Here is a 12,941-nt window from a genome sequence, read left to right as displayed (position 1 = left end):
ACGGTCAGGACGCCTCGAATGCTCCTTCGCGCAGCAGGGTTTCGGCTGCGACGAAGGCCGTGGCGCGACGCGTGACGGTGGGCGGCGCCGGTGGGTTGCCGTTCCATTGGTCGAACAGGGTGCTCAGGCTCAATGCGATGCGCTCGGGCGATTCCCAGTGGCGCCACGCATCGAAGTCTCTCGTGCGCACGAGTTTCCGTGCTGTCTCGAGTGGGGTGCGTCCGGCCCCGTGATGGTCGAGGGCGGCGTCGCGCAACCACAGCCAGTAGTCGCGCAGTGCTCGGATCTCCGCTGCACCGCAGGTCGGTCCGTGTCCGGGCACGTACACCGCGGCGTCCCAGCCGAGCAGTCGGTCGAGCGCCGACAACCAGTTGTCGAGCGGGCCGTGCCACAGGATCGGCGTCGAACCGATGAACAGCAGGTCGCCGGTGAAGACGACCCCGGCGTCGGCGACACGGACGACGAGGTCGCCGGCCGTGTGGCACGGTCCGAGTTGCTCGAGTTCGATCGTGCGGCCACCGATGTCCAGTGAGGTGGCGGTCGCGAAGGTGGTGTCGGGCATCCGCGGGGTGCGGCGCGGGAAACGGGCACCGCCGCGGACCCGCGCCATGTAGGCGCCGGCCGCACCGATCGGTCCGGGAACCCGCCGGATCAGGGAGCCCGTACCGGCCAGCACGGCGAGGGCGCGCGGCGGAAGATCCTCGCGCATCCCCTCCAGTGCGGTGGCGCTGGTGGTGATCCGCGCAGTGGGCGGCAGCGTGTCGTTGCCCCACCAGTGGTCACCGTCGTTGTGGGTGTTCACCGCGTCGGTGATCGGAGCATCGGCGACCAGCGGTGCCTGTGCCTCGGCGATGCGCTGCGCCCATGCGACGTCCCATGCGGTGTCGACGACCAGCGACGCCGTTCCCGGTGCGACGACCAGTCCGGTGTTGGCCTCACCCCAGCCGCCGGGGGTACGCACGAACGCCCAGACCCCGTCGCCGACCTGCTGCAGTCCACTCATGTCGACCTCCCGGCTCGTCACCCTATCGGCGTGTCCGTTTCGTGCGCCTTCGGCTCGGGTAGCCGACGATCAACCGTCATCCACAGGAGCCGACAGACATGAGACTCAGTACCGTCCTCGCGACCGCAGCTGCCACCACGACCACCGCGATCGTCGGATCGATCGCCTCCCAGGACACGAACTCCCGGTGGTACCGCAAGTTGCGCAAGCCCGGTTTCCAGCCTCCGGCCGCGGCGTTCCCGATCGTCTGGACGGCGCTGTACGCCGATATCGCTGTCACCTCGGCCGTCGCGATCGACGAGTACACCGACGCCGACGACTACGCGGGTCGTCGCAACTACATCGCGGCTCTGGCCACGAATCTCGTCCTCAACGCGTCGTGGTCGTGGGTGTTCTTCAAGTGGCACCGGTTGATGCCCGCCACCGTGGTGGCCGCACTGCTCGCCGCCAGTACCGCGGATCTGACGCGCCGGACGGCCGAGGCGAATCCGGCTGCGGGTGCCGCGCTGGCTCCCTACTCGGCGTGGACGGCGTTCGCCACGCTGCTGACCGGACGGATCACGCAGCTCAACCGCTGACCCGACCTTCCACGGCGCCTCCCGGACGGAGCCCGGTCACAGGCGGTGGACCGGAAGAACGACGGAACCGGCATGGGCGATGATGGAAGGCATGTTGGAAACACCCGTCGTCATCGGTATCGGATCGATCTGCGTGGGGTTCGTCTTCTTCATGCTCGCCGCGACGGGCACGCGATCGCGCTGGGACAAGAAGATCACCATCACGCTCTTCGCGATCGCCATCGTCTTCATGACGATCATCCCGGTCATCGGGGCGGTGGGGTTCGCGGCCTGACACTCCGCGACGTCGCGGTGGAAGTGCTCGCGCACCGCCGATCGCCGTGGGAGTATCCACCGCAGGAAACCGAACAGGGGAGGTCGCGGTGGGTGGCGTCAGCGGTGAATTGAAAGACGAACTGACGAAGCGTCTTTCGTCGGTACTCGACGGCAGTTGGACACTGCGGCACATCGAACGGCTCACCGGCGGTGCGAGCCGCGAGACGTGGGCGATCACCGCGGTGTCGGCCACGGGCGACACCCGGGAGTTGATCCTGCGCCGCGACCCGCCGGGACGCGAGGACGCACGCCGGATCGCCATGGAAGCGGCGTCCTTCGACGAGGCCGCCCGCGTGGGCGTGCCCGTGCCCGACGTCATCGACCGCAGCGGCGACGAACCGCACCCGGGGATCGGCACCTACCTCGTGATGTCGAAGGTGCCCGGCGAGGCACTGCCGCAGAAGTTGTTGCGCGACGAGAATCTGGCCGAGGTCCGCGCCGCGCTGCCCTACGAACTCGGACGCATCCTCGCCCGGATCCACCGCATGGACATCGAGGCCGTCCCGAACCTGCCGGAACACGACCCGCTGACCTCCCTGTTCGACGAGTACCTCACCAACGGCGACTCGGTGCCGACGCTCGAGGCCGCCTTCGCGTGGCTCACCCGCAACCGTCCACCGGCGACCGGGAAAGCGTTCGTACACGGCGACTTCCGCAACGGGAACCTCCTCGTCGACGCGGAGGGCGTGCGCGGGGTACTCGACTGGGAACTGGCGCACGTCGGTGATCCGATGGAGGACCTGGGGTGGCTGTGCACCCGGACGTGGCGTTTCGGTTCGCCGCATCCGGTCGGCGGGTTCGGCTCCCGCGACGACCTGTTCCGCGGGTACGCCGACGAATCGGGCGAGAGTCCCGACCCCGAGGTCGTCCACTGGTGGGAGGTCTACGGTTCGCTGCGGTGGGCGGTGATCTGCCGGATGCAGGCCGCCGCCGCGGCGACGGGAGGAGACAACACCCTCGAACTGCGCGCCATCGGCCGGCGCGTCGCCGAGTGCGAACACGACCTGCTGGACCTGCTCGGCGTCCCTCCCCACGACGAGACGGAGACTCCGCCCGCCGCCCCACAGCTCCTCGGGGCACCGCCCGTCGAGGAGCTGCTCGACGCGGTCCGCGAGTTCGTCCTGGAGGTCGGGGCGGGCGCCGACGCGAAGACCCGCTACCGCAGCCGGGTGGCGGCGCACGTCCTCGGCATCGCCGCCCGGGAGGCCACCTTCGCCCCTGGGGTGCGGGAGACCTACCGGGTGCGGCTCGCCGGGCTCGGCTACCGCTCCGAAGCCGAACTCGCCCTCGGTGTGCGCGCAGGACGAGATCACCTCGACGACCCGCAGGTCGCCGAGGTGATCAGGGGGTTGGCCGCGAACCGCCTGAAGGTCGCGAACCCGAAATATCGCTGACGGATCAGTGCGTGGCGGCGACCTCCGCGCCGATGCCGGTCTCCGCACGCACCAGCATCTCCGCGAGTTTCTCGTCCTCGAGGCGGCCGCGTCCCCGACGCTTCTCGCCGACGATCGACCCGATCACGCACGCTGCGATGCCGAGCGGCATGGTGACGATCACCGGGAGCTGGATGGTCAGGGGAGCGGGGCCGCTACCCATCCACAGGGCCTCGGTGAACATCAGGCTCACGATCGTCGAGACGAGACCGGTGAGCACACCCCAGACCGCGCCGGTGGCGTTGAACCGCCGCCAGTTCAGGCTCAGCACGAGGGCAGGCAGGTGTGCGCTGCCGGCCACCATGAACGCCATGCCCATGAAGAAGGTGATGTTGGTGTCGTCACCGATGAGCATGGCCAGGCCGATCGCGATGACGCTGAAGGACACGGCCCCGTATCGCGCGATGCGGGCCTGGGCCTGGTCCTCCCGGGCCTGCTCGTCCGCGTCGAGATTCTCGATCGGTTCCTTCCGCGTGACGGCCGGCCACACGTCGCGGGCGAACGTACCGGCTGCGGAGATCACGACACCGGCGACCACTGCGACGATGGACGCGAAGGCGACCGCGGCGACGAGTGCGAGCGCGACGGACCCACCGACCGTGCCGGCTCCGCCACCGAGTTCGGTGACGAGGACGGGTGCCGCGAGGTTGCCACCGGGCCCGACGAGATCGGTGCCGTTCGGTCCGAGCACGGCCGCGGCGCCGAAGCCCATCACGATGACGATCAGGTAGAACAGGCTGCACAGCGCGACGGTTCAGCCGAGCGAGCGCCGGGCCGTCGTGGCCTCGGGAACGGTGAAGAACCGGATGAGGATGTGCGCCATTCCGGCGGTGCCCAGGGCGAACGCGAGCGCGTAGGAGACGAGGTTGATCGCGCTGGTCTGGCCGAAGATCAGGCCGGGGGACAGGATCGCGTCGCCCGCGACGGCGTTGTCGGTCGCGGCGTCGAGGACCTTCGGGAAGGCGAACCCGAACTGCGCCAGGATGCCGAAGCACACGATGATCGCGAGCACCGACAGGATCGTCGACTTGATGACCTGCACCCAGGTGGTGGCGAGCATGCCGCCCACGAAGACGTAGATGCCCATGAGCGATCCGGCGACCACCACCGACAGCCAGAACGGGATGCCCGAGACGGATTCGAGGAGCACACCCGCGGCGACGAGCTGGGCGAGCAGCACGAAGGTGCCGGTGGCGATCGTGCTCAACGCGACCGCGACCCGCACGTTCCGTGAGTCGGTCCGGAAGACGAGGACGTCGGCGAGGGTGTACTTGCCGAGATTGCGCATCTTCTCCGCGAGGAGGAACAGCACCGGCAGGAACGAGATGACGGACGTGAACAGGATGACGGTGCCGTCGACGCCCTTGGAGAAGATCAGGCCGGTGGTGCCGAGGAAGCTGCCGGCGGAGATGAATTCGCCCGCGATGGCGAATCCGTTCTGCCAGCTCGAGATCGAGCGACCCGCGGCGAAGAACCCGTCGGCGCTCTTCGCGCGCCGGGACGCAGCGAAGGTCACCCACAGCGTCAGAGAGATGACGGCACTGCAGATCGCGATGGCGAGATAATCGGCGTCACCGGTCATGATGCGACCTCCTCGGATGCGGGATGGTTCCGTTCGACGGCTGCGACGGCGTCGTCGACGGCAGGGCCGATGTAGGTGCGGGAGAGACGGAAATATGCCCAGACCAGCACCCAGGTTCCGGCGAACTGGGAGAACACCACCCACAGCGACAGCGGGATGCCGAGGACGTCGGTGGTTCCCAACTGGTCGGGGAATCCGATGAAGGCGACGAGGAAGGACGTGAACAGCACGACGGTGATGCCACCGAGCGTGTTGGTCACACGGGCGCGTCGGCGACGCAGTTCCGCGATCTCGGGAAGGTGGAGCATCCGCGTCCAGACGAACTCGTCCGTCGAGGATGCGGGGACGGCGCTGTTCACGGTGTCGGTCATGCCCGCACCGCCGCGCCGCGGGCGCTGTCGAGCGCGAAGAGGTTCTCGTCCCAACCGGCCTCGAGCGGGCCGAAGAAGTGGAAGCGCACCTGCTTGACCTTGTAGAGCCAGCGGCCGTCGATCTTGACGACCTCGTCGTTGTAGCGACCGGCCGCGATCGCGGGTGCACCGTCGGTGACGCAGGGCTGCCACAGGAACGAACGCACCGTGGCACCGTCACCGTCGAGGTCGATCTCGAGGTTCGTGATGAAGTGCCAGAAGGAGGTCAGCCCGCCGTCGGCGAGTCCCGCGAAGAAGGTGCGCATCTCCTCCTTCCCGCGCGGGTGGGACAGGCCGTCGAACTCGCCGTCGTCGGTGAACAGGTCCATGAGCGCGTCCCAGTTGCCGTCGTCGAGGTGGCGGCAGTACTGCGCGTCGAGCTTCCGGATCGCTTCGAGGTCTTCGAGGCGGGTGATGCGGTCGAGCAGGGACGGTTCGGGATGGGGACTGGACACAGCAGATCCTCCGTTGTGCGTGGTTATTAACAACCGTTCATGTGATGCGGACCATAACAACGGTGAACAGCCCCGTCAACGGGAAGGTTCTTGCTGGTCGGCGCGATGTGTGCCTACTGTGCAGGGATGAACAGCCGGTCGAACGGTGCGTCCTCGTCCATTCGGGAACGGATTCTCGAGACCGCGCTCGACGAGTTCTACGAGTGCGGATTCCACGGGTCGACGATGCGCAATATCGCCAACGCCGCAGGTTGCAGCGCTGCCAACGTCTACAACCATTTCGAGAACAAGTCGGAACTGCTCGTGGAAATTCTCCGCCGCGCGAGCGACGAGCAGTTCACGGCGACCCGCAACGCCCTGCGCAAGGTCGGCGACGATCCGGCCGAGCGGTGGCGCGCGGCGGTCTCGGCCCACGCGCTGTACACCGCGCGGAATCCGCGAGCGTGTCTGGTGGCGAATTCGGAGCTGCGGTATCTCGGTCCGCTCGACCGCAAGCGTGTGGTGGGCTCGCGCGACGCGCAGGAGCAGCTCTTCGTCGACATCGCGGAAGACGGTGTGGAGCAAGGGATTTTCACGCTCGAGCGGGTGCACCAGGGGGTCACCGCGGTGCTGACCATGTGCGCCGGTATCCCCCTCTGGTTCCGGGAGAGCGGCCCCCTCTCGGCGCAGGAGGTCGCCGACGATTTCGCCGGATACGCGCTCAATCTGGTCGGATATTCGCGCTGAACCGTTGACGGGTCATGGGTGCCGTGCTGTACTGGGTGAACAAGCGTTAATGACCTACTCCGGTCCATCGAAGGAGTGCACCTCCCATGACCCACCGCCCCTCGCAGCCGCGCACCGATTCCCCGCGCTATCTCACCGAGGAACGCCTCGCGATCCGCGACCTCGCCCGCGACTTCGCCATGACGAAGGTGCTGCCCGTCGCCAACGAACTCGACCCGGTCCAGGGCACCATCCCCGACTCCCTCAAGAAGGAGATGGCCGAGATCGGCTTCTTCGGGATCATGATCCCCGAGGAACACGGCGGGCTCGGGCTCGGCGTCTTCGAGTACTGCCTCGTGGCCGAGGAGCTGTCGCGGGCATGGATGAGCGTGTCGGGTCTGCTCGCCCGCGGCAACGGCATGGGCGGCGGCTTCACCCCCGAGCAGGAGGCGGCGCTGCTGCCGAAGGTCGCGCGCGGTGAGTACCTCGGCGCGTACGCCCTGTCGGAAGCCGAGGCCGGATCCGACGTCGCGAACATCTCCTGCCGCGCCGTGCGCGACGGCGACGAGTGGGTCGTCAACGGCACCAAGATGTGGTGCACCTACGCCGACGAGGCCGATTACCTCGTGCTCTTCGCCCGCACCGATCCGAACAAGGACGCGGCCAAGCCGCACCGCGGCATCAGCGCCTTCCTCGTCGAGAAGGAGCGCGGCGTGTTCCCCGAGGGCATCTCGGGCACCAAGGTCCGCAAGATCGGCTACTTCGGGTGGAGCACCTGGGAACTGTCGTTCGACAACTTCCGCATCCCGGCCGACAAGATGCTCGGTGAGGAGGGCAAGGGCTTCTATCTCGCCGTCTCCGGTCTCGAGGTGGGCCGGGCCCACACCGCCGCCCGCGCGATCGGTCTCGCCCGCGCCGCACTCGAGGACTCGATCGAGTACGTGCACACCCGCCGCCAGTTCGGCCGTCCCATCGGCGATTTCCAGCATCTGCGGTTCAAGATCGCGAAGATGGCCGCCGACATCGAAGCCGCACGCCAGCTGATGTACTCGGTCGCCACCGACATCGACACCGGCCGGCGGTGCTCGCTCGAGGCGTCGATGTGCAAACTCGTCGCCACCGAGATGGCCGAGCAGGTCACCAGCGAGGCCGTGCAGATCCACGGCGGCGCCGGATACACCACCGACTTCCAGGTCGAACGCCATTGGCGCGACGCGCGTCTGACGAAGATCTTCGAGGGCACCAGCGAGATCCAGATGCGCATCATCTCCGACGAACTCCTGGGAAGGCCCGAACAGGCATGAGCGCACACACCGTCACCCGCCCGCTCACCGTCGGGGACCGCACCGTCTCGGAACCCCGCGCCGTGGCCGATGTCCTGACCGACGCCGGCGCGGTGGCGCCGGCGAACTCACCCGTCCTCGGCGCCCTGGCCGTCGCCTCGCTCGTCACGCCCGTCCCCGGTGGTGTCCCGTCCGGATTCGCCTGGAACGCACACGATCCGGTCTCCGCCTCGGACGTCGTCTCGGCGGACACCGTGATCACCCGCGTGTCCGGTCGGACCGCGCGCCGCTACGTCCGGCTCGTGGACGCGACCGGCACGGTACGCGAATCCGGCACCGAGACATGGACCTTCGACGACGAACAGCCGTCGGCTCCCGAACTGGACTTCTGCACACCGGCCTGGGGTGCCCTGCTCGCCGAGAGTCTCTCCGAAGACCGGGAATTCACCTCGTCGCTGTCCACCTGGGACGGCACCATCGGACTGCGCAGCGGCGAGACCGAACTGCACCTGCGCATCTACAAGGGTCGCATCGTCGACGTCACCCGGCGCACCCCGCACGGCGCGACGTTCACCTTCGTCGCACCCGACCACGCCTGGGCCGATCTCGTCCTGTCCGAGGAGAACGACTTCATGCGCCGCGCCATCCGCGGCGAATTCTCCTCCACCGGAGACGGATACGAGTACCTGCGTCTGACCAAGCCGCTCAACACGATCATCGGGCACGCCCGTGCCCTCGCCCGAAAGGCCCGCTCATGATCGAGGCCCGCTATCTGGAGATCGGCGGAGCGCTCGGCTTCGTCGAGATCGTCACCCCCGACGCACGATCCGGCAACGCTCTCGACGCGACCGATCTGCCCACCGTCCTGTGCATCCACACCGCCGGCCAGAGCGGCGTGCAGTGGCGCCATGTGGCCCGCGATCTCGCCGATCGCGGCTACCGGGTCATCGTCCCCGATCTGCCCGGCCACGGACGTTCCGAACCCGCACCCGGTGGCCCCGTCACGAGCCTGATCGCCTACGGCGACTGGCTGTGCGCGGTGCTCGACGCGCTCGGCATCGACCGGCCGTTCGTCATGGGCTGCTCGATCGGCGGCAAGCTCACCCTCGAACTCGCGACCCGCCCGGACCGCCCGCTGTCCGGTGCCGTCGCGATGGAGGCCGAACCCGGCCCGGGCCGCGTCAACGTCGCCGGTCTGCGCCGCGAACTCGAGGATGTCGCCGGTCCGTCGCGCTCCGAGCGCACCTATCTGGGAACCCTTGCATCCGTGGGACGTTCGGTTCCGGAGGCGAAGGCACACACGATCGCGCTCATGCACAAGCGGGAGGACCCGGAGATCTCGTCGTCCGACCTCATCGGCTGGGGAACCCACGACGTGCGCGACCGCCTCGACCGGGTGACCGCACCGATCCACCTCGTCGCCGGAGTCGACGACCCGTGGATCGACCCCGACGCCGTGGCCCGGGCCGCGGAGACCATCAACGACGCACTTCCCGGACGCGCCCGCTTCACGGCACTGGCCGGCATCGGGCACTATCCGATGGAGGAGATCGACGACTTCGCCGCGCTCGCCGACACCTGGATCGGTGAACTGCGCCGGGTCGCTGTTCCCGAGGAGGCAGCGCTGTGACCACCACCCGCACCGACACCCTGCCCGCACTGCTCGACGGCCTCGTCGCCGCGAACCCGGATGCCCCGATCGCCTACGACATCGTCGACGACGTGGCGGTGGCACGCAGCCGCGGAGAGTTCCGCGACCGGGTCGAGGCCGTGCGCAGCGAACTCGACGGCATCGGCCTGCGCGCCGGCCAGTGCATCGCGGTGATGTTGCCGAACTGGTCCGACGCACTCGTGTGGCAGTTCGCGGCCTCCGCACTCGGCGCCCACGTCATCGGTGTCAACACCCGCTACAACACCCGCGAGGTCGCGCACATCCTCACCGCCGCGCGACCTGCCGTCGTGGCCGTGCCGGCCGCCTTCCACGGACTCGACCTGTTCGGCCGGCTCACCGAGGCCGCGGCGTCCGTCCCCGACGTGGCCACCCCGGTGGTCGCGGTGGTGCCCGGACCGGCGAACGCCTCGGCGTCCCCGGCCGACTTCGACCTCGGCGGAGGAGCCTGGACGGCCGGTAGCGGCGACACGCGTGGCGCGAGCGCACCCGAGACACCCGATACCGCGACACTGACCCCGGCCGGGATCGACGACGATCCCGAGGACCGGATCGCGGTGGCGTTCACGACGTCCGGTTCCACCGGTGTGCCCAAGCTGGCCGCGCACCGCGGCAACGCGGTCGTCCGTCACGGACGCGCCGACGCCGTGATCATGAAGGTCGTCGAGGGCGACGTGGCGCTGTGCGTGCTCCCGGTCTCGGGTGTCTTCGGTTTCAGTACCGCGATGGCCGCGCTCGCCGGTGGGGGAGCGCTGCTCATGGAGACGGTCTTCGACCCGGATGCGGTCCTGCGCCGGATGCACGAGGTCGGGGTCACGCACGCGGTGGGCGCCGACGACCTGTTCGGCCGTCTCTACGATGCCTGGCACGACGGTGAACGCGTCGACCTGTCGGCACTGCGCTGGGTCGGTATCGCCGACTTCCTCGGCCGCTCCCACGAGATCGCCCGATGGCTGCGCGACGAATTCGGCACCCACACCTCCGGGGTGTTCGGTTCGTCGGAAGTGTTCGCTCTCGCGATGCTGTGGAACGCCGACGATCCGGAATCGGTGCGCTGGAACGGTGGCGGACGCGCGGTCGACACCGCGATCGAACTGCGGGTCGCGGATCCCTACGACGATCGGGTCCTCCCGGCCGGTGAGCAGGGCGAACTGCAGTTCCGCGGCCCGAACGTCGTCGACGCCTATCTCGGCAACCCCGACGCCGCCGCGCGCGCGTTCACGGCCGACGGCTGGTTCCGCAGCGGCGACCTCGCCGTCGACCTCGGCGACGGGGGTTTCCGTTACGTCTGCCGGATGGGCGACGTCCTGCGCCTACGCGGCTTCCTCGTCGACCCCGCCGAGATCGAGACGCGTCTGGCGGAGCATCCCGGCGTGGCCACGGCCAAGGTCGTCGGCATCACCGGCGACGGCGGCTACACCGAGGCGATCGGTTTCGTCGTCCCCACCGACGACGCACCCGCGGACACGACCTCGGAGACCCTTCGGGCCTGGTGCCGCGAGACCCTCGCCGCCTTCAAGGTGCCCACGGCGATCCATGTCATCGAACGGATGCCCACCACGGTCGGGGGCAACGGCTCGAAGATCCGCGCCGTGGAACTGCGCGAGTGGGCCCGCGAGTGGGCCGGTAGCGAGCGCGACTTCCGACCCGGATAGTGCCCCTGCGTCGTCACGATCCGCACGCGGTCGCATCGCTCAGTTGCGGCCCATCGGTGCGGTCGTGGCGACGCGGCCCCTGGTGAGAATCGACAGCGACGCGGCGACCGCGCACAGGGACGCTCCGGCCCACCACGCGTAGGTGTAGGTGCCGAGGTTGTCGCGGATGACCCCGGCTCCGAAAGCGGCCGCCGCGGCACCGATCTGGTGGGAGGCGAACACCCAGCCGAACACGATGGTTCCGCGGTCGCCGAAGATCCGGCGGCACAGCATCGCGGTCGGCGGCACGGTGGCGACCCAGTCCAGGCCGTAGACCACGACGAACAGGATCATGCTGGGATGCACGGACTCCTGCAGCAGCCAGGGCAGTAGGAGCAGGCCCACGCCGCGGAAGGTGTAGTAGAAGGCCAGCAACTTGCGGGGATCGAACTTGTCGGTCAGCCATCCGGAGGCGATGGTGCCGACGATGTCGAAGATCCCGACGGCCGCCATCAGGCTCGCCGCGGTGGTCGTGGGCATGCCGTGGTCGTGGGCCGAGGGGATGAAGTGGATGCCGACGAGCCCGTTGGTGGTGGCTCCGCAGATGGCGAAGGCGATCGCCAGCGCCCAGAAGGCCCGGTGACGCACCGCGAAGGCCAGCCCTTCGAGAGCGCGGGCGACGGCACCACCGGTTGCCCGCGCCGGCGCGACGTAGGTCCCGGGGTCGGCCCCGTAGGGCAGGACACCGCGCTCGTCGGGACGGTCGCGGATCACCGCCCACACCAGCGGGACGACGACGAGCGCCGCCGCGGCGATCACGAGGGAGGCCTGCCGCCACCCGACGTTCTCCGCGAGCGCGGCGACGGGAGGGAGGATCACCAGCTGACCGGTCGCGGAACCGGCCGTGAGGATGCCCATCACCAGGCCGCGACGCTCGACGAACCAGCGGTCGGCGATGGTCGCCGCCAGGACCAGGGCCATCGATCCCGTACCGGTACCGATGAGCAGTCCCCAGAAGACGAGCAACTGCCACGAGGCGGTCATGGCGATACTGCCGCCGGCGCCGAGGGCCACCAGGAACAGTGCCGACGAGATCACGCGGCGCATGCCGAACCGGTCCATCAGCGCGGCGGCGAACGGTGCGACGAGTCCGAACAGGACGAGGTTGATGCTCACCGCGAGCGACATCACGCTCGTCGACCAGCCGAACTCGTCGTGCAGCGGCACCATGAGCGCGCCGGGTGCCGCCCGGAAGCCGGCGGCGCCGAACAACGCGAGGAAGGCCACCGCGGCGACCCACCATGCCGGGTGGATGCGGGCCGGGCGGCGGTCGCTGCGCTGGGCCGGGCGCACACTCATCACGAATTCACTTTCTTCGGGAAAGCAACAGGATGAGCAGACGATACCCAGCAGCGTGTCGTGGGAGGCGAGCGGTCAGCTGCCCGAGCTCCCCGGCGTCCGGTAACTCGCGTCGCGGCGCGCGGCCTCGTCGACTTGTTCGGGAGTGAGCAGAGCGATCGGCGTGGAGCGCGCGGCACCGGAGGCGATGGTGCGGAGCTCGAGTGTCGCGGCCGCGACCTCGTCGGGCACCTCGCCGAGCACGTACAGATCGTGGCCGCCGAGCGCGAAGTGCACCGAATCGACCGTCCCGCCCACACTTTCGACCATCCGGACGATGGCGTCGCGCCGGGACGTACCGCCGTCCGTGAGCAGCCCGCGTGCGCCGTCCGCGGTGTAGTTCACCTGCCAGAGATATCGCGGCATGACCGTCTCCTTTCGAGGATCTCGACATCCATGGTCGGTCCACCCCGCATCACCGGGGACGGTTTCGCCGGGAATCACGGCCTAGTCTCGATATCGAGACCCTGTCCGCC

Annotated in this window: 13 protein-coding genes and 1 pseudogene; 8 read left to right on the top strand and 6 right to left on the bottom strand. The window is 69.0% G+C overall.

The window, feature by feature from the left end; translation table 11 throughout:
- Nucleotides 1–4 precede the first annotated feature (4 nt).
- Nucleotides 5–1,003, bottom strand: coding sequence for an MBL fold metallo-hydrolase (locus U9J23_RS23405; RefSeq protein ID WP_326600786.1), 999 nt, complete (start codon nt 1,001–1,003; stop codon nt 5–7).
- Between the two features lie 98 nt (nt 1,004–1,101).
- Between U9J23_RS23405 and U9J23_RS23400 the strand changes: the two genes are divergently transcribed.
- From U9J23_RS23400 to U9J23_RS23390, 3 genes are all read left to right on the top strand, one after another.
- Complete coding sequence (locus U9J23_RS23400) at nt 1,102–1,581, top strand: TspO/MBR family protein (RefSeq protein ID WP_060652595.1); 480 nt, start codon at nt 1,102–1,104, stop codon at nt 1,579–1,581.
- Nucleotides 1,582–1,672: 91 nt separating this feature from the next.
- The gene (locus tag U9J23_RS23395; protein ID WP_026061210.1) at nt 1,673–1,855 is read left to right on the top strand and encodes a hypothetical protein; all 183 of its coding nucleotides are present in this window, start codon (nt 1,673–1,675) and stop codon (nt 1,853–1,855) included.
- Nucleotides 1,856–1,943: 88 nt separating this feature from the next.
- Nucleotides 1,944–3,290, top strand: a complete 1,347-nt coding sequence (locus U9J23_RS23390; protein WP_326600780.1) for a phosphotransferase family protein — start codon at nt 1,944–1,946, stop codon at nt 3,288–3,290.
- Nucleotides 3,291–3,294: 4 nt separating this feature from the next.
- On the opposite strand, the pseudogene U9J23_RS23385 reads toward U9J23_RS23390, so the two are convergent.
- The 3 genes and pseudogenes from U9J23_RS23385 to U9J23_RS23375 all read right to left on the bottom strand — a co-directional run bounded on the left by U9J23_RS23385 (nt 3,295) and on the right by U9J23_RS23375 (nt 5,776).
- Nucleotides 3,295–4,911 (bottom strand): annotated as a pseudogene (locus U9J23_RS23385) (solute symporter family protein).
- A complete protein-coding gene (locus U9J23_RS23380; protein WP_326600778.1) occupies nt 4,908–5,282 on the bottom strand; it encodes a DUF485 domain-containing protein in 375 nt (124 codons plus the stop codon). The pseudogene U9J23_RS23385 and the gene U9J23_RS23380 overlap by 4 nt, the downstream one beginning before the upstream one ends.
- Nucleotides 5,279–5,776 (bottom strand): nuclear transport factor 2 family protein, encoded by a 498-nt coding sequence (locus U9J23_RS23375; protein WP_326600774.1) that lies wholly within the window; start codon nt 5,774–5,776, stop codon nt 5,279–5,281. The genes U9J23_RS23380 and U9J23_RS23375 overlap by 4 nt, the downstream gene beginning before the upstream one ends.
- 126 nt (nt 5,777–5,902) lie before the next feature.
- Between U9J23_RS23375 and U9J23_RS23370 the strand changes: the two genes are divergently transcribed.
- The 5 genes from U9J23_RS23370 (at nt 5,903) to U9J23_RS23350 (ending at nt 11,088) form a co-directional block, all read left to right on the top strand.
- Nucleotides 5,903–6,502 (top strand): TetR family transcriptional regulator, encoded by a 600-nt coding sequence (locus U9J23_RS23370; RefSeq protein ID WP_145707643.1) that lies wholly within the window; start codon nt 5,903–5,905, stop codon nt 6,500–6,502.
- A gap of 86 nt (nt 6,503–6,588) precedes the next feature.
- Nucleotides 6,589–7,785, top strand: a complete 1,197-nt coding sequence (locus tag U9J23_RS23365) for an acyl-CoA dehydrogenase family protein (RefSeq protein WP_160877234.1) — start codon at nt 6,589–6,591, stop codon at nt 7,783–7,785.
- On the top strand, nt 7,782–8,522 hold the full coding sequence (locus U9J23_RS23360; protein WP_326600769.1) for a hypothetical protein: 741 nt from the start codon (nt 7,782–7,784) through the stop codon (nt 8,520–8,522). Before U9J23_RS23365 ends, U9J23_RS23360 begins: the two co-directional genes overlap by 4 nt.
- Nucleotides 8,519–9,394 (top strand): alpha/beta fold hydrolase, encoded by an 876-nt coding sequence (locus U9J23_RS23355; RefSeq protein WP_326600767.1) that lies wholly within the window; start codon nt 8,519–8,521, stop codon nt 9,392–9,394. The genes U9J23_RS23360 and U9J23_RS23355 overlap by 4 nt, the downstream gene beginning before the upstream one ends.
- A complete protein-coding gene (locus U9J23_RS23350) occupies nt 9,391–11,088 on the top strand; it encodes an AMP-binding protein (RefSeq protein ID WP_326600765.1) in 1,698 nt (565 codons plus the stop codon). The genes U9J23_RS23355 and U9J23_RS23350 overlap by 4 nt, the downstream gene beginning before the upstream one ends.
- 39 nt (nt 11,089–11,127) lie before the next feature.
- On the opposite strand, the gene U9J23_RS23345 is transcribed toward U9J23_RS23350, so the two are convergent.
- The gene (locus tag U9J23_RS23345; protein WP_326600763.1) at nt 11,128–12,426 is read right to left on the bottom strand and encodes an MFS transporter; all 1,299 of its coding nucleotides are present in this window, start codon (nt 12,424–12,426) and stop codon (nt 11,128–11,130) included.
- Nucleotides 12,427–12,501: 75 nt separating this feature from the next.
- A complete protein-coding gene (locus U9J23_RS23340; RefSeq protein WP_059382652.1) occupies nt 12,502–12,831 on the bottom strand; it encodes a GYD domain-containing protein in 330 nt (109 codons plus the stop codon).
- Nucleotides 12,832–12,941 lie beyond the last annotated feature (110 nt).

It is taken from the genome of Rhodococcus sp. PD04, from assembly GCF_035918275.1.
Lineage (GTDB): Bacteria > Actinomycetota > Actinomycetes > Mycobacteriales > Mycobacteriaceae > Rhodococcus > Rhodococcus rhodochrous.
This window is presented reverse-complemented; position numbering and strand designations above follow the sequence as displayed.

Coding starts and splice junctions, on each gene's coding strand:
- U9J23_RS23405 (WP_326600786.1), bottom strand. CDS start 1,003: ATGAGTGGACTGCAGCAGGTCGGCGACGGGGTCTGGGCGTTCGTGCGT.
- U9J23_RS23400 (WP_060652595.1), top strand. CDS start 1,102: ATGAGACTCAGTACCGTCCTCGCGACCGCAGCTGCCACCACGACCACC.
- U9J23_RS23395 (WP_026061210.1), top strand. CDS start 1,673: ATGTTGGAAACACCCGTCGTCATCGGTATCGGATCGATCTGCGTGGGG.
- U9J23_RS23380 (WP_326600778.1), bottom strand. CDS start 5,282: ATGACCGACACCGTGAACAGCGCCGTCCCCGCATCCTCGACGGACGAG.
- U9J23_RS23370 (WP_145707643.1), top strand. CDS start 5,903: ATGAACAGCCGGTCGAACGGTGCGTCCTCGTCCATTCGGGAACGGATT.
- U9J23_RS23365 (WP_160877234.1), top strand. CDS start 6,589: ATGACCCACCGCCCCTCGCAGCCGCGCACCGATTCCCCGCGCTATCTC.
- U9J23_RS23360 (WP_326600769.1), top strand. CDS start 7,782: ATGAGCGCACACACCGTCACCCGCCCGCTCACCGTCGGGGACCGCACC.
- U9J23_RS23355 (WP_326600767.1), top strand. CDS start 8,519: ATGATCGAGGCCCGCTATCTGGAGATCGGCGGAGCGCTCGGCTTCGTC.
- U9J23_RS23345 (WP_326600763.1), bottom strand. CDS start 12,426: ATGAGTGTGCGCCCGGCCCAGCGCAGCGACCGCCGCCCGGCCCGCATC.
- U9J23_RS23340 (WP_059382652.1), bottom strand. CDS start 12,831: ATGCCGCGATATCTCTGGCAGGTGAACTACACCGCGGACGGCGCACGC.